Raw genomic sequence first — 22116 nt, forward strand, 5'->3', positions numbered from 1 at the left:
TCTACTAGGCCTTCGTCACGGTCGGGTGACGAAACGCTCTCCGAGCCCCGAGGAGGCGCGCGTCCCGTCAGCCCGTCTGGCAGGGTCGAGGCATGGTCACGATCGATCCCGCCCTCGTCCGCTGGTCCGTCGAGGAGCCCGACCGGGCCGGGCGGCCGCTCGTCGTGCTGCTGCACGGCGTCGGCTCGCACGAGGGCGACCTGATCGGTCTCGCCCCGTACCTGCCGCAGAACGTGGTGCTCGCGTCGCTGCGCGCCCCGCTGCCGCACGGCGACGGCTTCTCCTGGTACCCGCTCAGCACGCCGGGCGCACCGTCCGCCGGCGCTGTGGACGACGCGGCGGAGGCCGTGCTCGCCTGGCTGGACTCGCTCGGCGACGCGCACCCCTCGGTCAGCCTGCTCGGCTTCTCGCAGGGCGGGTCGCTGTCCCTGCAGCTGCTGCGCCACGCTCCTCGCCGCTTCGAGTTCGCCGCGGTGCTGGCGGGCTTCGTCGTGCCGACCGCCTCCGACGCCGACCCCGACACCGCGGCCGCCTCCGCCGCTCGTGACGAGGCCCTCGCCGCGGTCCGGCCGCCCGTCTTCTACGGTCGGGGCGACGTCGACTCGATCATCCCGGTCGACGCGGTCGAGCGCACCTCCGCCTGGCTCGAGGAGCACGCCGACGCCGAGCAGACCGTGTACCCGGGCCTCGCCCACGGCGTCTCGCAGGAGGAGCTCGCCGACCTCGTCGCGTTCATGTCGCGGGTCACGGCTCCCGCGGTGCTCGACGGCGCGGACGAGGCGCCCGTAGCCTGAGGCGCAGCCCGGCCCCGGAGGCCGAGCCCGGTCTGCCGAGCATGACCGCCGAGGAGGCGCGCCCCGCCCCGGCAGACCGCCCGCCCACTCGAGGAGGCACCATGACCACGATCGCCGTCACCGGCTCCGTCGTCCACCGGCACCGCGCCGAGCGGGGGGTCGTGCACCTGTCGCTCGTCGCCGAGGGCACCGACCGTGAGGCCGTCGTCGCCGAGGCCGAGTCGCTGCACGCGCAGGCCTCCGAGCAGGCCACGGGGCACCGGCGACAGGGCGCCGCGACCTGGTGGAGCGCGCAGGACGTGACCGTGGGCCCCGTGGCCCCGCCGGTCCGCTGGGACGCGGACGGCACCTCCTCGGCTCCCGACCCCGACCTGCCGACCCGCTTCCGGGCGCGCTCGGTCGTCGTCGTGCGGTTCAGCGACTTCGCGGCGCTCTCGGCCTGGGTGTCCGAGCTGGCCCGGGTCGACGGCGTCTCGGTCGACGCGCTCGAGTGTTCGCTCGGCCACGACTCGCGGGCGGAGGCCGAGCGGGCGGCCCGCGTCGCGGCCGTGGCCGACGCGGTGACGCGAGCGGGCGACTACGCCGAGGCGCTCGGCCTGTCGCAGCCCGTGCTCGTCGCCGTGTTCGAGCCCGGACTGCGCCCCGGGGCGGCGGGCGGCGCCGCGACGTTCGGCCTCGCCCGTGCCTCGATGTCGCCCGCAGGAGGCGCCGGCGGCTTCGACCTCGCCCCCGCCGACATCGAGGTGCACGCCGAGATCAGCGCCGACTTCACGGCGTAGGGCCGGGCCCCCTCCTCACCTCCCCCGCTGCGCGCCGCACTGTGCGCCTCCACATTCAGGAAGTCGGGTCCTGATCCGCGCAGCGCGGGGTCGGATGTTCCTGGACCGTGCACGGATCAGGACGCTCAGGTGCCGAGTTCCTGGATCACGGACGAGGGGAGGGCCGTGTCCGTTCCGGGGATCGGCCCCGCTACAGCTTCTTGCTCCACGCGCCCTCGTGCTCGAACGGCACGAAGCCCACGGCCTCGTTGACGTCGAGCATCGGCCGGTTCTCCTCCGCGTTGAAGGTGAACACCGCCGGGTGCCCGGGACGCTCGGCGAGCAGCAGGTCGGTCGTGGCGACCTTGAGCAGCCAGCCGAGCCGGTGACCTCGGTGCTCGCGCAGCACGAGGGTGTCCTGCTGGAACGCCGGTCGCGCGCGGTCGGCCGGCGCCTCGACCTGGCTGAACCCGACGAGCCGGCCGGAGTCGACGTGCTCGACCACCGCCGTGAACCGCGTGCGCGGACCGGAGAGCGAGCGCTCCTCCTCGTCGCGCCAGCGCTCGGCGGTCCAGACGTCCTCCGGCTCGTCGAGGCCACCGGCGGGAGCGTCCGTGCTCATGCGCGTCTCGAGCGCGGCGAGGTCGTCGACCCAGCGCTCGGGCGAGCGGCCGACCCACGTGTGCAGGCGGTAGGCGTCGCCCGCGGCCGACCGGGCGCGATCCCGGACGGTGCCGAGCGCCTCCTCGTCCGGGGGCAGCGGCAGCCGGCTGCAGCGCATCACCTGGCCGAGTGCCCAGCCCCGCTGAAGCAAGAACTGCACCTCGTCGTTCTCGCGCGGCACGGACCCGGCGCCGGTGGGGGGAAGGAGGCGCGGCTCGCCCTCGCCCCGGGAGCGCACGTAGGCGATCACCTGCGTCCGCCCCTCGGCGCGGGCGAGCTGCTCGAGGTGCTCGGCCAGCAGCGTGCCGTGGCCGCGGCGACGGGCCTCGGGAAGCACCGACACGTCGAGCCACGCGGTCGTCGCCGCGTCGCCCTCACGTCGCGTCTCGTACCAGCCGACCGCGACGAGACGGCCCTGCTCGCGCACGCCGAAGAGCCGGTGGTCGCTGTGCACCTCGTCGAGCAGGTGGGGGAGCTGCTCGTCGGGCTCCCACGAGAGCTCGTCGGAGCCGATCGCGGCGCGGCGGACGGCGTTCTCGAGGTCGACGGCGGCGACGTAGTCGGCGGCAGCATCGTCGGCCGCATCGGGCGACAGGGACGCGGGGAAGGGGATCTGCTCGACGACGACGGCGTGCGTCGGCGTCTCGGGGACGGGCTCGTGGCCAGGCTCGGGGCCGGGCTCGGCGGTGGAGGTCATCGTGGTCTCTCGGGCCGCGGGGGCGTGCGGCGGGGACGCGCCGCCCGGTCCGGGCAGCCGACCAGACTAGCCGGTCCGGAGACGAGCGCACCAGCCCCTGCCCCACGGGCGTAGACCGGGACGATGACCGACGACGACCTGCTCTCCCGCCACGACCTCGACCGCTTCGTCGACGCCCAGGAGGCGGACGGCACCTACGACCACGCGCTGCGGGAGCTGCGCGCCGGTCGCAAGCGCGGCCACTGGATGTGGTTCGTGTTCCCGCAGGCGGCCGGGCTGGGCACCAGCGCGACCTCGCGGCACTTCGCCCTCGAGACGGTCGGTGCCGCCCGGGCGTTCCTCGCGCACCCGGTGCTCGGCCCGCGCCTCCTCGACTGCGTCGACGCCCTGCTCGAGCTGCCCGCCGGCACGGGCGAGGGCACGCGTGACGGCGCTGACGGGCCCTCCGCCGTCGACGTGCTCGGCGAGGTCGACGCGATGAAGCTGCACTCGTCGCTGACGCTCTTCGCCCAGGCGGACCCGTCCGAGCAGCGCTTCGCCCGCGCGCTCGGACGGTTCTTCGACGGGACGCTCGACCCGGCGACGCTCGAGCGGCTCTGAGCCGCCGCATCCGTCCCGAACTCGCTGCAGTCCGCCTGGGCACGGCTGCTGGCCGCTGGCCGCTGGCTGCTGGCTGCTGGCTGCTGGCTGCTGGCCGCTGGCTGCAAATGCCGACCATCTGGCCTCGAAACCGCATCCAGCGACCGGAAAAGCCACTATTGCGGGCTCTCCGGTCGGCATTTGCTGCACTGACAGACGGCGGCGGTCGCGGTCGGTGTCCGCAGGCGGCGCGGCCCGCGTCCGCTGTTCCGGGGTCGACGCCTGCGGCAGGCGCGGCCCGCGGCGGCGGGAAGCGGCAAATGCCGACCACCTGGCCTCGAAACCGCATCCGGCGACCGGAAAAGCCACTAATGCGGGCTCTTCGGTCGGCATTTGGAGCTTCCGGCGGCAGCGGCGGACAGGAGGCGCGGGGCGCCCTGCCCAGGCCGCGCCGCACCTCCGTCGGTACGCTCGATCGATGAGCATCGTCATCGCCGGCTGCGGCGACCTGGGCACCGAGACCGGCCTGCGGTTCGCCGCCGAGGGGCATCGCGTCGTGGGCCTGCGGCGACGCCCGGAGGTGCTGCCCGAGCAGCTCGAGGGCCGCGCCGTCGACCTGCGCATCGAGGTGCCCGTGATCGACGACGACGCGACGGTCGTCGTGGTCGCCCTCTCCGCGGGCAGCCGCGACCCGGACGAGTACCGGGCCACGTACGTCGACGGGCTGGCGCACGTGCTCGACGGGATCGAGCGCTCGGCGGCCGACCCGCGCCTCCTCGTCGTCTCGTCGACCGCGGTGTACGACGTCGAGGACGGCGGCCTGGTCACCGAGGAGACCCCCGCGACCGGCGGCACGCCCACGGCCGCGGTCCTGGTCGAGGCGGAGGCTCTGCTGCGCGCCCGTGCACCGCACGCGACCCTCGTGCGGCTCTCGGGCATCTACGGGCCGGGGCGCGAACGCCTGATCGAGCAGGTGCGCGGCGGGTCGGCGACCCTGGCCGAGACGCCCGGCACGTCGCCGCACACCAACCGGATCCACCGGGACGACGCCGCCGCCGCGCTCGTCCACCTGGCCGGGCTCGCGATGGTGGGGCCGGTCTACCTCGGCACCGACGACGAGCCTGCTCGGCTCGACGACGTCCTGGCGTTCCTCGCCGCGGAGCTGGGCGTGCCTGCTCCTCGGCCCGCGCCTCCTGCGGGGCGGCAGGCGGGCGGCGACAAGCGCCTGTCGAACGCGCTGCTGCGCGGGACGGGCTTCACGTTCGCCTACCCGACGTTCCGCGAGGGGTACCGGGCCGTGCTCGCGGGCGAGGGCACGCGCTGGGCTTAGTCGCACCATGAGGCCCGGGCCCGGGCTCGAATTTGAGAGTGATCTGGCCGCTGCGGCTCGAAGGCGGTGGGCAACACGCTCGCGGAGGACATATCTGTCTCGCATCGCGACGAGTCGGCCCTGGTCGCAGCCCAGCCAGAGCCCCTGCCCTGGGCGCGGGCTCGGCCCTGGGCGTGGGCACGGATCACATTCGAAGTTGAGCGTGATCCGCGCGCTGCGACTCGAAGGAGGCGGCAGAACGGACGCGCAGGACAGGATCTGTCTCGGATCGCGACGACACGCTGCCCCGGGGACGACGAACGGCCCGCCCCGCAACAGCGGGACGGGCCGTCGACGACCGCAGGAGGCGCGGGTCAGTGGATCGGCGTGCCGCCGGTCACGGCGATGGTCTCGCCGCTGATGTAGCTGGACTCCTGGCTCGCGAGGAACACGAACGACGGGGCGAGCTCGACGGGCTGACCGGGACGGCCGTAGGCGGCCTCCGACCCGAACGTCTCGATCTTCTCGTTCGGCACGAACGCGGGCTGCAGCGGGGTCCAGACGGGGCCGGGGGCGACGCCGTTGACGCGGATGCCGCGCTCGGCGAGCTGCTGGGCCATGGCACGGGTCCAGTTGGCGATTCCGGCCTTGGAGACGGCGTACTCGGCGAGCGAGGGCGACGGCTGGAAGCCCTGGATCGACGAGCACGTGAGGATCGACGCACCCGGCTTCAGGTGCGGCGACGCCGCCTTCGTCAGCCAGAACAGCGGGTAGATGTTGGCCTTCAGGACGTGGTCGAGCGTCTTCGTCTCGAAGTCGTCGATGCTGTCGACCGTCGGCATGACCCCGGCGATGATCGCGAGGATGTCGAGCCCGCCGAGCTCCGCGACCGTCTTCTCGACGACCTCGGCGTTGGTCTGCTCGTCCTGGAGGTCGCCCGGCAGCAGCACCGCGGTGCGTCCGGCGTCCCGGACGAGCTGGGCGACCTCCTCGGCCTGGGCCTGCTCCTCGGGGAGGTAGCTGAGCGCGACGTCGGCACCCTCACGGGCGTAGGCGATGGCGGTCGCACGGCCGATGCCGCTGTCGGCACCGGTGACGAGCGCCTTGCGACCGGCCAGACGGCCGCTGCCGACGTAGCTGGTCTCGCCGTGGTCGGGCTCGGGCACCATGGCGTGGACGTCGCCGGGCGCACTCTGCTGCTGCGGCTCGAAGGGAGGCTGCGGGTACTGCTCGATGGGGTTCTGGGGCGTGTACATGTTGTCGGCCATGACCCCGGTTTACGCCCGGGCGGCTGCCCGGCTGGTCAGGTCGCTGTACCCCGGCGCGAGCACGGCCGGGCCCGACCGAGCCCGACGGCGGCCCGACGGCGGCCCGGTGCGAGCGCGACGGCGGCCCGGCCGGCACACGAGAGGCCCGAGATCGACGTCGGCGTGCGCGCCGGGGTCGATCTCGGGCCTCTCACGAGGTCACCAGCGGGGGTGGACCGCGGCGCGGAAGTACTCGTCGTAGATGCGGACGACCTCGGAGTCGAGGCCCTCCTCGAGCTCGACGTCGCCGGCCGCCGCGTTGGCCTTCGCCTGCTCGACGTTGCGCGCCCCGGGGATGACGGTGCTCACGCCCGGCTGGTCGACGATCCAGGCGAGCGCCGCCTGGGGCACGGTGACGCCGTCGGGCACAGCCGCCGCGAACTCCTGCGCGGCGCGGACGCCCTGCTCGAAGTCGACGCCGCTGAAGGTCTCGCCCTGGTCGAAGGCCTCGCCGTGGCGGTTGAAGGTGCGGTGGTCGTTCTCGGCGAACGTCGTCTCGCTGGTGTACTTGCCCGAGAGCAGCCCGCTGGCGAGCGGCACGCGGGCGATGATGCCGACCCCGGCCCGCTGAGCCGCCGGGAGCACCTCGTCGAGGGGCTTGAGCCGGAACGCGTTGAGGATGATCTGGACGGTCGCGACGCCGGGGCGGGCGATCGCGGTCAGCGCCTGCTGCGCCTCCTCGACGGACACCCCGTAGGAGGCGATGGCCCCGTTCTGCACGAGCTCGTCGAGCGCGTCGTAGACGGCGTCGTCGTCGTACACGGCCGACGGCGGGCAGTGCAGCTGGACCAGGTCGAGGGTGTCGACGCCGAGGTTGCGACGCGAGCGGTCGGTCCAGGCGATGAAGTTCTCGCGCACGTAGTTGGAGGGCACCTGGTCGAGGCGGCGGCCCATCTTGGTGGCGACGGTCAGCGGGACGTCGGGGTTCGCCGCACGGAACGTGCTGATGACCTTCTCACTGCGGCCGTCGCCGTAGACGTCGGCGGTGTCGAAGAAGGTGACGCCCGACTCGACGGAGGCGCCCAGCACCTCGAGCGCGTCGCTCTCGCTGACGTCGCCCCAGTCGGCGCCGAGCTGCCAGGTGCCGAGGCCGATGACGGATACTTCGCGGCCGGTGCGGCCCAGGGTGCGACTGTGCATGCTCCGACCCTAGGCGCTGCCGCCGACAGCGGGGCCGACGGCGTGCCCGGTCGCCGCCCCGGGCTCCTCCCCCGCCAGGGGGTTGGCGCTCGGCCCGCGAGACCGCCATCCTGGGGCCTCACCCCTATCGTCGAGAGGCCCTCATGTCGAGCGAGCTCGTCCCCGTCCCGCCCCGCCGGCCCACGCCTCCCCGTGCGCTGGTCCAGTACGGCGACATCACCCTGACCGAGCACGAGCTCGTGACCCCGTCGGGCACGCGTCCGCTCGCGGGCACGCAGCTCTTCGTCCAGGACATGTCGCGGACTGATCGCTACACGCCGGGCTGGGCGATCGCCCTCGGCGTCGTGCTGCTCGTGCTGTTCTTCTGGACGATCATCGGCCTGGGGGCCATCGCGTTCTTCTTCGTCAAGGCGGACCGCCGCTCGGGCTTCGTCCAGTTCACCGCGACGAACGGCGCGTTCACCCACCAGAGCTTCGAGCCCGCGCTGCCCGACGGCCAGGCCCAGCTGTTCGAGGCCCAGTCGCGCCTCAACTACGGCCGCGGACTCATCGCCCGGGCCGCCTGAGGCGGGAGCCGCGCCGCGAGCTGGGCCGGTCCGGGCTGCGCCGGTCCGGGCTGGGCCGGTCCACGCTGCGCCGGGCCACGCTGCGCCGGGCCACGCTGCGGACGAAGGCGTACGCGATCGCGACGAGCACGAAGGCGGCGAGCAACAGCAGGCCGCCCACGCCGGGGCTGCCCTTGGCGAGCGTCACGACGCCGACGACGGCGAGCACGGCCGAGAGGTAGCCGAGCACCCGGGCCGCGACGATCTGCGCGCAGCGGCCGAGGCGGCCGGCACGGCTGCTCACCCGAGTCGGCGCGCGGCGTCGGCGGCCGCTTCGAGCGCCTCGGCCAGCTCGCGCTCGGCTCGCTCGCGCGCCCCGTCGGGCATGGCGATCCGCCCGCTCAGGGTGAGGTTGACCGCGATCACCTCGACGACCATGCCGAGCGTCGACCCCAGGATCTGCTCGAGCACCGGGACCGCGTGGTCCCAGCCCTCGGTCGGCGAGCCGACGTCGTACGAGCCGCCCCGGCTGGTCGCGATCAGCAGCGGACGGCCGAGCATGGGCTGCTGGTCGTCGCCGTCGAACGGCGCGGTGACCCCGGGCAGGTGCACGTTGTCGAGCCAGGCCTTGAGCGTCGACGGCACCGTGTAGTTGTAGAGCGGGGCGCCGACGACGACCACGTCGGCGGCCGTCAGCTCGGCGATCAGCTCGGCCTGGAGCGCCTCGGCGGCGGGGTCGGGGGCGGCGCCGGGGAGCCGCAGCCGCGCGGGCCAGTGCAGGGCAGGGTCGCTGAGGTGCGGCAGCTGGTCGACGTGCAGGTCGCGGCGAGTGACCGTGTGGTCGTCGCCGAGCGACCGCCAGGCGTCGGCGAAGGAGGCGGTGATCGCGCGCGACCGGCTGGTCGCCGTGTCGGCGGACGAGTCGAGGTGCAGCAGGTTCGGCATGCGCCAACCGTAGCGGCGGCCCCCGACGTCCGGGGCGCGGGGCCCGGGCAGCCGTCGCCGCGCCCCGCTCCCGGCACAGTGTCGGTGGTCCGGAGCAGGATGGTGCTCACGATGACCGACATCCTCGAGCGCTTCTCCCCCGCGACCCGCGAGTGGTTCCGTGGCGCGTTCGCCGCGCCCACGCTCGCTCAGCTGGGGGCGTGGCAGGCGATCAGCGAGGGCGACGACGCCCTCGTCATCGCCCCGACGGGCTCGGGCAAGACCCTCGCGTCGTTCCTCTGGTCGATCGACACGCTCGCGAGCGGGCCGCCGCCCGAGGTGAGAGAACACCGCACGCGGGTCCTCTACATCTCGCCGCTCAAGGCGCTCGGCGTCGACGTCGAGCGCAACCTGCGCTCGCCCCTCGTCGGCATCACCCAGACGGCCCGCCGGCTCGGCATCGACGCACCCGAGCTCACCGTCGGGGTGCGGTCGGGCGACACGTCGTCCGGCGACCGCCGCCTCCTGCAGCGCACCCCGCCCGACATCCTCATCACGACGCCCGAGTCGCTCTACCTGATGCTCACGTCGGCGGCGCGCGAGAACCTCAAGGGCGTGCACACGGTCATCGTCGACGAGGTGCACGCGGTCGCCGCCACGAAGCGCGGCGCCCACCTCGCCCTCTCGCTCGAGCGGCTCGACGCGCTGCTCGAGAAGCCCGCGCAGCGCATCGGGCTGTCGGCGACGGTGCGCCCGCCGACCGAGGTGGCCCGGTTCCTCTCCGGCCGCAAGCCCGTCACGATCGTGAACCCGCGCTCGGAGAAGACGTTCGACCTGCGCGTCGTCGTGCCCGTCGACGACATGACCGAGCTGGGCACGGCCGCGCCGCTCGAGGGCTCCGCCGCGGGCAGTGCCCCCCAGGGCTCGATCTGGCCCCACGTCGAGGAGGGCATCGTCGACCTGATCCTCGACCACCGCTCGACGATCGTCTTCTCGAACTCGCGGCGGCTGGCCGAGCGGCTCACCGCTCGCCTCAACGACATCTACCTCGAGCGCACGGGCGCCGACGTCGAGACCCGGGCCGCCGCGCTGCAGGCCGCCGACGAGGCTCGGGGCGAGCTGGTGCCCGCCGGCGCCGTCCCCGAGGGCGCGGCCGGCGCCTCCGGCAGCTCCGACGCCTCGGACTCGTCCACCGTGGTCGACCCCTTCGCGCCGTCCGCGCCGGCGAGCCCGCCGCGCAACCCGATGGTGGGAGGCGGCGCCCCCGCCCAGCTGATCGGCGGCAGCGGGCAGACCCAGGGCAGCGAGCCGCTGCTCGCGCGCGCGCACCACGGCTCCGTCTCGAAAGACCAACGAGCGATCATCGAGGACGACCTGAAGAGCGGACGCCTCCGCTGCGTCGTCGCGACCAGCTCGCTCGAGCTCGGCATCGACATGGGCGCGGTCGACCTCGTCGTCCAGGTCGAGTCGCCGCCGTCGGTCGCCAGCGGGCTGCAGCGCGTCGGGCGGGCCGGGCACCAGGTCGGCGAGATCAGCCGCGGCGTCGTGTTCCCGAAGCACCGGGCCGACCTGATCCACTCGGCCGTCGCCGCCGAGCGGATGGTGGCGGGCCTGATCGAAGAGCTGCGCGTGCCGACGAACCCGCTCGACGTGCTCGCCCAGCAGACCGTCGCGGCCGTCGCCCTCGACGAGATCGACGCCGACGAGTGGTTCGAGACCGTGCGCCGCAGCGCGCCGTTCGCGACCCTGCCGCGCTCGGCCTACGACGCGACGCTCGACCTGCTGAGCGGCAAGTACCCCTCCGACGAGTTCGCCGAGCTGCGGCCCCGCATCGTCTGGGACCGCGTGCACGGCACGCTCACCGGTCGTCCCGGCGCCCAGCGGCTGGCGGTCACGAGCGGCGGCACCATCCCCGACCGGGGCCTGTTCGGCGTCTTCATGGTCGGCGAGAAGGCCGCCCGAGTCGGCGAGCTCGACGAGGAGATGGTCTACGAGTCCCGGGTCGGCGACGTCTTCGCCCTCGGCGCGACGAGCTGGCGCATCGAGGACATCACGCACGACCGCGTGCTCGTCTCCCCTGCCTACGGGCAGCCGGGTCGCGTCCCGTTCTGGAAGGGCGACGGGATCGGCCGTCCCGCCGAGCTGGGCCGCGCGATCGGGGGCTACATCCGCGAGCTCGCCAGCTCGTCGACCGACGACGCCACTCAGCGGGTCACGCAGGGCGGGCTCGACGAGCGCGCGGCCCGCAACCTGTTGGCCTTCGTCACCGAGCAGCGCGAGGCGACCGGGCACGTGCCGTCCGACACGACCCTCGTCGTCGAGCGGTTCCGTGACGAGCTCGGCGACTGGCGGCTCGTCCTGCACTCTCCCTACGGCATGCAGGTGCACGCGCCGTGGGCGCTCGCGATCTCGGCCCGGATCCGCGACCAGCTCGGCGTCGACGGCGGCGCGATGGCGGCCGACGACGGGATCGTCGTGCGCATCCCCGACACCGACGCCGAGCCTCCCGGGTCCGAGCTCTTCCGGTTCGAGGGCGACGACCTCGACGCGATCGTGACGGAGGAGGTGGGCGGCTCCGCCCTCTTCTCCTCCCGCTTCCGCGAGTGCGCGGCCCGCGCGTTGTTGCTGCCCCGGTACAACCCCGGCCGTCGCTCGCCGCTCTGGCAGCAGCGCCAGCGGGCCTCGCAGCTGCTCGACGTGGCGCGCAAGTACCCGCAGTTCCCGATCGTGCTCGAGGCCGTGCGCGAGGTCCTGCAAGACGTCTACGACCTGCCCGCGCTGATGAGCCTCACCCGCGAGCTCGAGACCCGCGCCGTGCGCGTCGTCGAGGTCGAGACCGAGGTGCCCTCGCCGTTGGCCCGGTCGCTGCTGTTCGGCTACGTCGCCGCGTTCATGTACGAGGGCGACTCCCCGCTGGCCGAGCGCCGTGCGGCCGCCCTCTCGCTCGACTCGACGCTGCTCCAAGAACTGCTCGGCCGAGCAGAGCTCCGCGAGCTGCTCGACGCCGACGTCATCGACCAGCACGAGCTCGAGCTGCAGCGCCTCGCTCCCGACCGCCGCGCCCGCGACATCGAGGGCGTCGTCGACCTGCTGCGCCTGCTCGGGCCGCTGACCACCTCCGAGATCGTCGACCGGAGCTGGCTGGCGACGACCGCCGGCAGCGCGGCGACCATCACTGTCAACGGCGAGGCCGAGGCCGAGAGCGACGCGGGCGACGATACGGACGCCCCGGCAGGCGACGCCGTGGCAGGCGACGCAGTGGCAGGCGACACCGTGGCAGCCGAGTCCGCAGAGGCGGCGGAGGGGCGCACCAAGCTCGAGGCGGCGCTCACCGACCTCGTCCGCTCGAACCGCGTGCTGCGCTTCACCCACGGCGGCACGGAGCGCTGGGCCGGCATCGAGGACGCGTCGCGACTGCGCGACGCCCTCGGCGTCGCCCTGCCGATCGGCGTCCCCACGGCGTTCGTCGAGCCGGTCGACGACCCGCTCGGCGACCTCGTCGGTCGCTTCGCGCGCACCCACGCCCCGTTCACGCCGCAGATGGTCGCCGACCGGCTCGGGCTCGGCACGGCCGTCGTCCTCGACACGCTGCGCAAGCTCGGCGTGCAGCGGCGCGTCGTCGAGGGCGAGTTCCGACCGCAGCAGCAGGGCAGCGAGTGGTGCGACTCCGAGGTGCTCAAGCGGCTCCGCAGCAGGTCGCTCGCGGCGCTGCGGCACGAGGTCGAGCCGGTCGCGCCCGACACCCTCGGCCGGTTCCTCCCGGCCTGGCAGCACGTCGCCACCGGCACCAAGGGGTCGGGACTGCGCGGGCTCGACGGCGTGGTGCAGGTCGTCGACCAGCTCAGCGGGGTCGCGTTGCCTGCCTCCGCGTGGGAGACGCTGATCCTGCCCTCACGAGTCACCGACTACGGCCCCGGCATGCTCGACGAGCTGACGGCGACCGGCGAGGTCATCTGGTCGGGCTCGGGCAGCCTGGCCGGGAACGACGGCTGGGTCAGCCTGCACCTCGCCGACGGCGCACAGGTGACGCTGCCCGAGCCGCTCGGCACCGACACCGACGAGCTGCAGCGCGAGGTGCTCGGCGCGCTGGCCGGCGGCGGGGCGTACTTCTTCCGGCAGCTCTCCGACGCCGTGGGCAGCACCGACGACGCGGCGCTCGTCACCGCCATCTGGGACCTCGTCTGGGCCGGCCAGATCACCAACGACACGTTCGCGCCGCTGCGCACCCAGGTGAGCGGCAAGGCGTCCCGTCCCCGTACGCCGACCCGGTCGCGGTCGTCGTACCGCAGCCGAGGTCGAGTGACGATGCCGCGCCAGGCCGGGCCGCCGACGGTCGGCGGCCGCTGGTCGCTGCTGCCCCTGGCCGAGCCCGACGCCACCGTGCGCGCTGCGGCGCAGGCCGAGATCCTGCTCGAGCGCCACGGGGTCGTGACGCGCGGCGCCGTCATGAACGAGGGCGTCCGGGGCGGCTTCTCGACGGTCTACAAGGTGCTGAGCGGCTTCGAGGAGACGGGGCGGGCCCGCCGTGGCTACTTCGTCGAGGGCCTGGGCGCCGCCCAGTTCGCGACCGGGCCGACGGTCGACCGGCTGCGGTCGTTCGTCCGCGACGAGACCGACCGTCGCGACGACGACGCCCTCGCGTCGGCCGGGCGAGGCCGCGAGATCCCGGTCGTGACCCTGGCCGCGACCGACCCCGCGAACCCCTACGGAGCCGCCCTGCCCTGGCCCGGGCAGCCCGCCGCGGCCGAGGGCGCCGCCGGTGACGGCGCCGTGGCTGCGGCAGCGGGGCTGACCCGTCCCGACGGAGCAGGGGGCGTCGCGGACCGGCCGACCACCGGCAACGGCACCGGCACGGGCACGGGCGCGGCCGTCGCCGCCGCCGCCGGTACGTCGAAGAAGACCGGGCACCGCCCCGGCCGCAAGGCCGGCTCGCTCGTCGTGCTCGTCGACGGGCGCCTCACCGTCTACGTCGAGCGCGGCGGCAAGACCCTCCTCACGTTCGGCGAGCCCGACGACCGCGAGCTGGCGCTGGCGGCGGGCTCGCTCGCGTCGGTCGTGCGCACGAGGCTGGGCAAGCTCGCGGTCGAGCGCGTCGACGGCGAGTTCGTCCTCGGCACCCGTCTCGGCGACGCCCTGCGCGACGCCGGCTTCGCCCCGACCCCGAGCGGGATCCGGCTGCGGTCGTAGGCCGCGCCCGGCCGTCGCCGTGCCGGGGCCGACCACCCCAGTCGTCCCCCGGCGGCGGCGGCACACCGCACCAGCACCCGAACACCACGCCCGCACCTGCACCGCCACACACACCCACCGCACCGCACCGCACCGCACCGCACCGACCAGGAGGAGCCCCCACCGTGCCCGAGGGAGACACCGTCTACCGCTCCGCCAAGAACCTCGACGCCGTGCTGCACGGCCAGGTGCTGACGGCGACCGACTTCCGCGTCCCGGCGTTCGCCACGGTCGACCTCAGCGGCGAGGTGGTCGACGACGTGATCGCCCGCGGCAAGCACCTCCTGCACCACATCGGCGACCACACGCTGCACACGCACCTCAAGATGGAGGGCTCGTGGCACGTCTACAAGCACGGCACGAAGTGGCGGCGGCCCGCGTACCAGGCCCGGGTCGTGCTCGAGACGGAGGAGTGGGTCACCGTCGGCTTCGACCTCGGCATCGTCGAGCTCGTCGCCCGCGACCCGGAGGACTCGGTCACGGCGTACCTCGGCCCCGACCTGCTCGGCCCCGACTGGGACGCCGCGCTGGCCCTGAGCAACCTCGAGGCCGACCCCGCGCGCGAGGTCGGGCTCGCCCTGCTCGACCAGCGCGTGCTCGCCGGCCTCGGCAACGTCTACCGGGCCGAGGTCTGCTTCCTGCGCGGGGTGCTCCCGACCCGTCCGGTCGGCGAGGTCGAGAACCGCCCGAAGATGATCGACCTCGCGCACCGGCTGATCGTCGCGAACAAGGACAGGATCGAGCGCACCACCACCGGCAACCTCCGCGGGACCACCGACTGGGTCTACGGGCGGGCAGGCAAGCCGTGCCTCCGCTGCGGCACGAAGATCGTCCGGGGCGAGCTCGGCGAGTCGGAGCTCGAGCTGCGCGACACCTACTGGTGCCCCCGCTGCCAGAGCTGACCCGCCTCCCTCCTCATTCAGGAACTTCTGTCCTGCATCGCGCGACGGGGGGACTCGCAGTCCTGAGCCGTGCACCGTTCAGGAGGACCCGGGCCGCTGGTCCTGAGTCGTGCACGCACGCGGCAGCGGCGGCGACGACGGCGACGGCGTTCGTGACGAACCGTGACGCACCTGGGAACGACCCCGAGGAGGTGCCCCTACAGTCGCACGCACCCGGCCCGCACCCGACGCGCGGCCTCACCGAGGAGCACGCCATGACGACCGACATCGCCACGCAGGTCAGCACGTTCAACGAGGGCTTCTCCGCCCAGATCGGCCCCGAGCTCAGCGCCGTCTTCGACGCCGAGCAGCGCAGCCTCCGCGAGGCGGGCGTCCCCGACGACGCGATCGCCGTCGGCGACCAGGTCGTCGACGCCACCCTGCTCAGCCCGGCGGGCGACGAGGTCTCCCTCGCCGAGACGATCGGCGAGTCGGCGGCGGTGCTCGTCTTCTACCGCGGCGCCTGGTGCCCGTACTGCAACCTGACCCTCAAGACGTACCAGGAGGAGCTGCTCCCGACCCTGCGCGAGCGCGGCGTCGCCCTGGTCGCCATCAGCCCCCAGACCCCCGAGGGCAGCGACCTCGCCACGACGAACGGCTCGCTCGAGTTCCCGGTGCTGTCCGACCCGGGCAATGTCCTCAGCCGCGCGCTCGGCATCGTGACCGAGCCCACCGCCGACGCGCGCGCGGCCCACACCCAGCTCGGCTTCGACGTCGCCGACAGCAACGCCGACGCGACGGGCGACATCCCGTTCCCGACCGTGCTCGTGGTCGACGGCGACGGCCGGGTCGTGTTCGCGGACGTCCACGTCGACTACACGACCCGCACCGAGGTCGCCGAGATCGTCGCCGCCCTCGACCAGCTGAGCTGACCCGGGAGCGCCCGCGCGGGTTCCCCGGGCGCGAGCCGACGCGGGAGGGACGAGACGACGCGGGACCCCGCGTCGTCTCGTCCCTTTGGTGTCGCTACGCGCACGCGCACGCACGCACGCACAAGCGCCCGCGACCGGCGGCGGCGGCCTGCGTCCCGCGGCCGCCACGGCACCGCGATGAACCGCATTCCGAACCATGAACCGCGAAAAAACGCGGTTCATGGTTCGGAACGCGGTTCGACGGCGAGACACCCGGCCGCCCGCAGGCGCAGCCGGCCCGCAGGCGCAGCCGCAGCGCACGCGCCCTACGGGCGGGACGCCTCCTGCAGCTCGGCCGCCTGCTCGCGGCCGACGCGCGAGTGCCGCCGCCCGTACGCGAAGTACACGACCACGCCGATCACGAGCCACACGGCGAACCGCGCCCAGGTCAGCGTCGTGAGGTTGAGCATCAGCCAGATGCAGAGCACCGCCGAGAGGATCGGCAGGAACGGCACGAGCGGCACGCGGAACGCGCGCGGCAGGTCCGAGCGGGTGCGGCGCAGCACGATCACGCCGATGCTCACCAGGACGAACGCCGACAGGGTGCCGATGTTGATCATCTCCTCGAGCACGCCGACGTCGGTGAGCCCGGCGATCAGCGCGACGACGACGCCCGCGAGCACCTGCACGCGCACGGGCGTGCCGCGCTTCGCGGAGGTCTTCGAGAGGCCGCGGGGCAGCAGCCCGTCGCGGCTCATCGAGAAGACGATGCGGGCGAGGCCGAGCAGCAGCACCATGATCACGGTGGTGAGGCCGACGAGCGCCCCGACGGCGATGACCTTGGCGGCCCAGTCGACGCCGACGAGCTCGAACGCGGTGGCGAGGTTCGGCGTCTCGCTCGAGGCGAGGTCGCGGTACGACACCATGCCGGTCAGCACGACGGCGACGAGCACGTAGAGCAGGGTCACGATGCCGAGGCCGAGGAAGATGCCGCGGGGCATGGTCTTCTGCGGGTCCTTGACCTCCTCGGCGCTGGTGGCGACGATGTCGAACCCGATGAAGGCGAAGAAGACCAGGGAGGCGCCGGCCAGCAGGCCGAAGACGCCGTACTGTGCCGGGGCGGCCCCGCTGAGGAACGAGAACAGCGACTGCGTCCAGGCGTCGGTGGCGCCCTCTCCGGTGCGCGGCTGCGACTCCGGGATGAACGGCGTGTAGTTCGACGCCTTGACGAAGAAGAAGCCGACGACGATCACGAACAGCACGATGCCGACCTTGATCACCGTGAAGACGCTGCCGACGCGCGAGCTCAGCTGGGTGCCGAGCACGAGCAGCACGGTGAAGACGGCGACGATGAGGAACGGCCCCCAGCTCAGCTGGACCGGGCCGAGCGCGATCGTGTCGGGCAGCGGCACGCCGAACTGCTCGAACACGGTGCTGAGGTAGATGCCCCAGTACTTCGCGAGGACGGCCGCGCCGGTGAGGGTCTCGAGGATGAGGTCCCACCCGATGATCCACGCGAGGAACTCGCCCATCGTCGCGTAGGTGAAGGTGTACGCGCTGCCGGCCACGGGGATGGTCGAGGCGAACTCGGCATAGCACATGATGGCGAGGCCGCAGGTGACGGCCGCGAGGATGAACGAGATGATGACGCCGGGCCCGGCGAAGTTCGCGGCGGCGTTCGCGCCGACCGAGAAGATGCCCGCGCCGACGGCGACGGCGATGCCCATCAGCGTGAGGTCGGTGACGCCCAGCGAGCGCTTCAGCCTGCTCTCGCCCTCGAGCGAGTCCTGGATCGACGACTCGACGGACTTCGTGCGCATCAGGCCGCGGCGGGCGCTCGGGGGCGGGGTGGTCGCCATGGGTGGCTCCTCGGTGGGCGGACGCGGCCCCCGGCCGGGGGCGACGCGCCAGCATACTGCGGGCTGTGCACGCGCGCGAGGCGGCGTCGAGGAGGCGGTCGTCGGCTCGACCACGACCGCCGCGCGACCTGGCGGTCGGTCGCCGAGGGGCAGCGGAGGAGGCGCGGGCCGGCCCGGACGCCCCGGTCCCGACCTAGCATGGAGCCGTGCGGGACGACGACGATCAGCCCTGGCGCCCGGCGGCTCCCGCCCGGGCGTCGGCCGTGTGGGAGGGGGCCCCGGCGCGGAGCGACGGCGGGCCCCGCGCCGCTGACGTCGACGACGCGGGCGACCTCGCCCCCGCGGCGCCGGACCCGGCCGTGTCGACAGCCGGCCCCCTCCGCCCTCCCGGGCGCGCCTCCTCGGCCCTGACCGGCGTCGCGCGTGCCGCGGCCGCTCGCTCGCGACGGCTGACCCCGACGCGGCGGGTGGCGGGCCTGATCGGCGCGACCGCCCTCGTCGCCGCCCTGGTGGCGGTCGGGGGCGTCGCGGCGGGGCCCGAGTACGCCCCCGTGGCCAGGGCCTCCTTCGAGGTCGACGACCTGCGCACGGCCCCGACGACGACGGCGTGGAGCACCGACCTGCGATCGGTCCTCGCGCCCGGCGCGGAGGCGGACTGCGTCGGCTTCGACGGCAGCACCCGGCTCGGCGACGACGACGTGCTCGTCACGACGTCGGCGCAGGGGTACGTGCCCGACTCCGGCTGCGAGGACGCTCCAGGCCGGCTGGCCCGGCTCGACGCCCGCACGGGCGAGGTGCTCTGGGTCGCCGACGTGGCCGAGGCGGTCGGCATCGACGCGATCGGGCTCCAGGTGAGCGTCGACCCGGCGACCGGGGACGCCCTGGTCGCGGTGCAGTCGATCGTCGGCTCCGGACTCGCCCGTCTCGACACGGAGACCGGAGAGGTGCAGGAGGTGCTGCGCGGGCCACCCGACGACGGCGCGACGGGCCAGGTGGACGAGTCCGACGGATCGGACGAGTCAGACGGATCGGACGTTTCGGACGGGTCGGCTGCGGGCGGCCTCGCCGACGGGAGCGACCCCGGCTACGACCCCGAGGGCTCCAGCCCGTCCACCGGCAGCAGCACCGGCAGCGTCCTCCAGGTGGAGGGCCTCAGCACGACGGCCGTCGTCGTCTCCGAGCAGCCCGGCGACCGCTTCTCTGACGAGGGGGCCGTCGTCGCTCAGGGCGGCCGATCGCTCTACCGCCTCTACCGGGCGGACGACCTGTCGGCGCCGACCTGGACGGGGAACGCGGGCGCCGGGCTCAGCGTGCGGCTCGTCGGCGACCTCCTCGTGATCGACGTGGGCGACGAGCCGCTCGTCGTCGACGCCCGCACCGGCGCGGTCGATCCGCTGCCGGGCGGCCTGCGCAACGTCGAGTCGTGGGCCGCGTCGCTCGACGGGGTCGTGCTCAGCGGGCGCGCCGGGGGCGAGCCGACGATGGTGTCGCTCGACTCCGACGGCGCGCTCCGCTGGTCGGCTCGCCTCCCGTCGACGAGCTACCCGTCCGTGACGGACTCGTGCATCTCGGTCACCGTCCCGGGCGGCGAGGTCACCTGCCTCGACCCGCGCACCGGCGACGAGCTCTGGAGCCGCACCCTCCGGGCCCCCGGCGGCGGCGACCGCGACGGCGACGGGGCCGGAGGCAGCGGCAGCGGCGAGGCCGAGCAGGTGCAGGCGTACTTCGGCACGGCGACCGACGACGTGCTGGCGGCCGTCGTCGACGCGGACGAGCAGGGCGACCCGAGCGGTCTGGACCGAGGCAAGGAGGTGCACGCCCTGGCCGCGCTCTCCGGCGACGAGCGGTGGGTGACGGAGCTGCCGGTCGCCTCCTACGTCATCGCCACCTCGCGCACCACCGGCTACGCGGCGACGTTCTTCCCGAGCGGCCGCGACACCCCCACCCTGATCGCGTTCGACCTGTCCGACGGCCGCACCCTGTGGACGATCGAGCTCTCATCGGGCTCGTTCACGTCGGCGTTCTGGGGGCCGACGCTCGTCCGGGTCGACCCCGGTGGAGTCGTGCACGGGCTCACGACGGGCGTCGAGCTCGCCGGCTGAGGGCGGTCGCGGGCTCAGCCGCACCTCGACGCGGCGTCACGTGCCGGGCTGGCCCGTTCCGGACACGATGACGCGATCCAGCGCGTCACCATGTCCGGAACGCGTCGCCGCAGGCAGTCCGCGGCCGCCGCGACGAGCCGGGGCGGCTCAGGTCTGCACGAGGCGCGGGTCAGTTCCCGCGGACGAGCAGCGGGAAGACGAAGACCGCGAAGAGGAAGAAGGCCGCGGTCACGGCGAAGATCACGTAGGTGCCGCGGCCGACCGGGTCCTGGCCGGCGGCCTGGCGGCGGCGCATGACCCGGCGGCGGTACAGGACCTGCATCACGATGAGGACGACCGCCGCGACGGCGAGGATCGAGATGACCAGGGCTTCGATGAGGGAGTCCTTCGGGCGGGGGCGGCGGTGATCGGGCGAGACCAGCTTAAGGGCGGGCGGTTCCGGGCGAGCCGAGAGAGATCCGTCGCCGGACGACCGCGGCTCCGGGTTCCACAGGGCCGCACGGTGCCGATCACTCTCAAACTTTGAGAGTGATCGGCAGGAGGGGGCAGCAAGGGCAGGAGGCGCGGCGGCCGTACGATCGCCGGAGGCGCGCGAGAGGGGACGAGCACCGTGACGGACCACGAGGACACGCGCTCGGCCGGCGATGCCCGGGACGACGAACGCCGAGCGGACGGCGACGCCCGGGCCCGCGCTGCGCGGCCGGGCGGACGAGGAGGCGGCCTGCGCGCTCGCTGGCAGCGCGCCTCCTCGGGTCGTCGAGCGGGCACGGCCGCCGCGGCGGGCGTCGTCGCGGCAGCCCTCGTCGTCGCTGCGGGGCTCGCCGCTCAGCCCGAGTACCCGGAGGGCGATCCGGTGGACGGGCTCGTCGTCGACGAGCTGCGGAGCTCCCCCGTGGCCGAGGGCTGGCAGATCGAGCCTGCAGACCTCGGAGCGACCGACGTGCAGCCCGGCTGCCTCGACATGCGCGTCCTGGCTCGGGCTGGGGACGACGTCCTCGTCCTCACGACCACGCAGCTCGGCGCGGCGAGGGCGGGCTGCTCCGACCGCGAGGGCGGCGGAGGCAGCGAGGGCGCCGAGGGCGCCGAGGGCAGCGGCGACCGCCTCGTCCGTGTCGACCCGCGCACGGGCGTCGTGCGGTGGAGCACGGCCACCTCCGACGTGAGCGACGTCGTCTCCCCCGAGCAGCTCGGCGCCTGGGTCGACGACGATGGGTCGACGGCCGTCGTCGGCAACGGGACGGCCGGACTCGGCTCCCCGAGCGCCACGGTCGCGCGGGTCGACCTCGCGACGGGCCTCGTGCTCGAGCGGTACACGTCGCCCGCGGGCCCGCTCGTCGTGGTGGAGGTCGACGACCGGTGGGTGCTCACGCAGACGCAGGTCGGCGGCGGGGGCGACCGCGGCCAGGGCTTCGTCGACGGACCGGCCCGGACGCTGACGACCGTCCTGGCGCGGGAGGACGTGGGACGCGCGGTCTGGCAGACCGCCCTCGGGGTCGACGGGCACGCGGACCTCGTCGGCGGCGGGGTGCTCGTCGTGGCCGACGGCGCAGGGTCGCTCGTCGATCCGGAGACGGGTGCGGCGGCCGCGTGGGGCGAGCCCTGGCGGGACGACTCGGCGACCACGGTCGACGGGGACCTCGTGTTCGTCGACCTGCTGACCGACGGCACGACGACGACATCCCCCCAGCGGGTCGCGCACCGGCTCGACGGGCGGGAGACGTGGCGGCGCGACTCCGGGCGGGACGAGGCCCCCGTGCTCGTCGGCGACTGCGTCTTCTTCTCGGAGGGCGCCTCCCTGACCTGCGTCGACCGGGACTCCGGCGACGAGCGCTGGACGGTCCGCAGCGACCCCCATCCCGACGGCGTGCCCGCACCGGCGCCCCTCGCGCTCGAGCCCGCGGCGGGGCAGCGCGGCGGGGACGTGCTCGCGCGGGCGGCCACCTCCCGCGAAGGAGACGGCTCAGCAGGGTCGTCGGGCTCGCCGGGCCGCCAGCAGGCCCTGCTCGTGCTCGACGCCGAGACGGGAGCCGAGCGCACCCGGATCCGGGTGCCCGGCGACGCGTCGCCCCTCGCGATGTCGCGCACCGTGCTCGCCGTGACGACCGGCCCTCGCGTCGGTCTGGACGGCGGCGTCCTCGCCGGCGCGGTGGCGGCGTACGACCTCGCCGACGGCCGCGCGCTCTGGCAGCTCACGCCCGGCGAGGGCGACGCCGCCGGCGTTCACGACCTGCAGTTCTGGGGCGGCACCCTCGTCGCGGTCGGCGACGACGGCGTCGTCACCCAGCTCGTCGACGACACGCGCGTCGTCGGCTGACGCCGTCCCGGACGCGAAGAACCGCGTTCCGCACCATGAACCGCGAAAAAAGGCGGTTCATGGTCCGGAACGCGGTTCGAGGCGGGCACAGCCGCAGCCGCAGCCGC

17 protein-coding genes are annotated in these 22116 nt (G+C 74.3%); 10 read left to right on the forward strand and 7 right to left on the reverse strand.

The window, feature by feature from the left end; genetic code table 11:
- Positions 1–92 precede the first annotated feature (92 nt).
- Positions 93–794: an alpha/beta hydrolase gene (locus ITJ48_RS13420; protein ID WP_194614027.1), complete on the forward strand. Its 702-nt coding sequence runs from the start codon at positions 93–95 to the stop codon at positions 792–794.
- A 101-nt stretch (positions 795–895) separates the two neighbouring features.
- Positions 896–1573, forward strand: coding sequence for an SIMPL domain-containing protein (locus ITJ48_RS13425; protein WP_194614028.1), 678 nt, complete (start codon positions 896–898; stop codon positions 1571–1573).
- A gap of 190 nt (positions 1574–1763) precedes the next feature.
- On the opposite strand, the gene ITJ48_RS13430 is transcribed toward ITJ48_RS13425, so the two are convergent.
- Positions 1764–2912 (reverse strand): GNAT family N-acetyltransferase, encoded by a 1149-nt coding sequence (locus ITJ48_RS13430; RefSeq protein ID WP_194614029.1) that lies wholly within the window; start codon positions 2910–2912, stop codon positions 1764–1766.
- A 123-nt stretch (positions 2913–3035) separates the two neighbouring features.
- Between ITJ48_RS13430 and ITJ48_RS13435 the strand changes: the two genes are divergently transcribed.
- Both ITJ48_RS13435 and ITJ48_RS13440 read left to right on the forward strand, forming a co-directional pair.
- On the forward strand, positions 3036–3512 hold the full coding sequence (locus ITJ48_RS13435; protein WP_194614030.1) for a DUF1810 domain-containing protein: 477 nt from the start codon (positions 3036–3038) through the stop codon (positions 3510–3512).
- 457 nt (positions 3513–3969) lie between these two features.
- Positions 3970–4821: an SDR family NAD(P)-dependent oxidoreductase gene (locus ITJ48_RS13440; RefSeq protein WP_194614031.1), complete on the forward strand. Its 852-nt coding sequence runs from the start codon at positions 3970–3972 to the stop codon at positions 4819–4821.
- Positions 4822–5174: 353 nt separating this feature from the next.
- On the opposite strand, the gene ITJ48_RS13445 is transcribed toward ITJ48_RS13440, so the two are convergent.
- Positions 5175–6068: an SDR family oxidoreductase gene (locus ITJ48_RS13445; RefSeq protein WP_194614032.1), complete on the reverse strand. Its 894-nt coding sequence runs from the start codon at positions 6066–6068 to the stop codon at positions 5175–5177.
- Between the two features lie 198 nt (positions 6069–6266).
- The gene (locus tag ITJ48_RS13450) at positions 6267–7247 is read right to left on the reverse strand and encodes an aldo/keto reductase (RefSeq protein ID WP_194614033.1); all 981 of its coding nucleotides are present in this window, start codon (positions 7245–7247) and stop codon (positions 6267–6269) included.
- A 143-nt stretch (positions 7248–7390) separates the two neighbouring features.
- On the opposite strand from ITJ48_RS13450, the gene ITJ48_RS13455 reads away from it, so the two are divergent.
- Positions 7391–7813: a hypothetical protein gene (locus ITJ48_RS13455; RefSeq protein WP_194614034.1), complete on the forward strand. Its 423-nt coding sequence runs from the start codon at positions 7391–7393 to the stop codon at positions 7811–7813.
- Here ITJ48_RS13455 and ITJ48_RS13460 read toward each other — a convergent pair.
- Both ITJ48_RS13460 and ITJ48_RS13465 read right to left on the reverse strand, forming a co-directional pair.
- Positions 7794–8096 (reverse strand): hypothetical protein, encoded by a 303-nt coding sequence (locus ITJ48_RS13460; RefSeq protein WP_194614035.1) that lies wholly within the window; start codon positions 8094–8096, stop codon positions 7794–7796. The two genes, ITJ48_RS13455 and ITJ48_RS13460, sit on opposite strands and share 20 nt — an antisense overlap.
- Complete coding sequence (locus ITJ48_RS13465) at positions 8093–8737, reverse strand: FMN-dependent NADH-azoreductase (RefSeq protein ID WP_194614036.1); 645 nt, start codon at positions 8735–8737, stop codon at positions 8093–8095. Before ITJ48_RS13465 ends, ITJ48_RS13460 begins: the two co-directional genes overlap by 4 nt.
- 111 nt (positions 8738–8848) lie before the next feature.
- On the opposite strand from ITJ48_RS13465, the gene ITJ48_RS13470 reads away from it, so the two are divergent.
- The 3 genes from ITJ48_RS13470 (at position 8849) to ITJ48_RS13480 (ending at position 15755) form a co-directional block, all read left to right on the forward strand.
- Positions 8849–13903: a DEAD/DEAH box helicase gene (locus ITJ48_RS13470; RefSeq protein WP_194614037.1), complete on the forward strand. Its 5055-nt coding sequence runs from the start codon at positions 8849–8851 to the stop codon at positions 13901–13903.
- 164 nt (positions 13904–14067) lie between these two features.
- The gene (locus tag ITJ48_RS13475) at positions 14068–14844 is read left to right on the forward strand and encodes an Fpg/Nei family DNA glycosylase (protein ID WP_194614038.1); all 777 of its coding nucleotides are present in this window, start codon (positions 14068–14070) and stop codon (positions 14842–14844) included.
- 254 nt (positions 14845–15098) lie between these two features.
- Entirely contained in the window at positions 15099–15755 is a 657-nt protein-coding gene (locus ITJ48_RS13480) for a peroxiredoxin-like family protein (RefSeq protein ID WP_194614039.1), read from the forward strand.
- 305 nt (positions 15756–16060) lie between these two features.
- Here the strand turns inward: ITJ48_RS13480 and ITJ48_RS13485 are convergent, their stop codons facing one another.
- The gene (locus ITJ48_RS13485; protein WP_194614040.1) at positions 16061–17593 is read right to left on the reverse strand and encodes an APC family permease; all 1533 of its coding nucleotides are present in this window, start codon (positions 17591–17593) and stop codon (positions 16061–16063) included.
- A 206-nt stretch (positions 17594–17799) separates the two neighbouring features.
- Here ITJ48_RS13485 and ITJ48_RS16760 point away from each other — a divergent pair, with 206 nt between their 5' ends.
- The gene (locus tag ITJ48_RS16760; protein ID WP_194614041.1) at positions 17800–19695 is read left to right on the forward strand and encodes a PQQ-binding-like beta-propeller repeat protein; all 1896 of its coding nucleotides are present in this window, start codon (positions 17800–17802) and stop codon (positions 19693–19695) included.
- Between the two features lie 169 nt (positions 19696–19864).
- Here ITJ48_RS16760 and ITJ48_RS13495 read toward each other — a convergent pair whose 3' ends face one another.
- A complete protein-coding gene (locus ITJ48_RS13495) occupies positions 19865–20020 on the reverse strand; it encodes a hypothetical protein (RefSeq protein WP_192040643.1) in 156 nt (51 codons plus the stop codon).
- 285 nt (positions 20021–20305) lie between these two features.
- On the opposite strand from ITJ48_RS13495, the gene ITJ48_RS13500 reads away from it, so the two are divergent.
- Positions 20306–22009, forward strand: coding sequence for a PQQ-binding-like beta-propeller repeat protein (locus tag ITJ48_RS13500; RefSeq protein WP_194614042.1), 1704 nt, complete (start codon positions 20306–20308; stop codon positions 22007–22009).
- Positions 22010–22116: the final 107 nt, after the last annotated feature.

Source organism: Frigoribacterium sp. VKM Ac-2530, assembly GCF_015350835.1.
Taxonomy (GTDB): Bacteria; Actinomycetota; Actinomycetes; order Actinomycetales; family Microbacteriaceae; genus Frigoribacterium.